The sequence below is a fragment of the Adlercreutzia equolifaciens genome (assembly GCF_029076695.1).
GTDB lineage: Bacteria > Actinomycetota > Coriobacteriia > Coriobacteriales > Eggerthellaceae > Adlercreutzia > Adlercreutzia equolifaciens_A.
The window spans coordinates 1-291 of sequence record NZ_JARFIK010000570.1 but is presented as its reverse complement, the minus strand read 5'-3'; the positions used below and the strand labels follow the sequence as shown (position 1 = coordinate 291).

General features: G+C 63.2%; 1 protein-coding gene. It reads left to right on the top strand.

Annotated elements, in window-relative coordinates; translation table 11 throughout:
• Positions 1–17 precede the first annotated feature (17 nt).
• On the top strand, positions 18–291 hold a 274-nt coding region (locus PZH32_RS13635; RefSeq protein WP_275208795.1), incomplete at its 3' end, for a GNAT family N-acetyltransferase.

Below are 291 nucleotides of genomic sequence, written 5' to 3'. Positions count from 1 at the left end.
AAATTGAACGATTGAATGTGCCGCTGCGGGACCTTCCCGAAGAGGCGGCGGCGCTGCTGGTCCTGTGGGAGGCCTCGGTGCGGGCGACCCATGATTTCCTGACCGAGGCCGATATACAGCGCATTGCCGCCTACGTGCCCGATGCGCTTTGCGGCGCGGAAACCATGCTTGTGGCGCGCGATGGCCAAGGGTATCCTGTTGGCTTCTGCGGCATTACGGGTGACGAAGTGGAAATGCTATTCATCCATCCGGACGCGCGCGGCCAGGGGGTGGGATCGCGTCTCCTTCGCG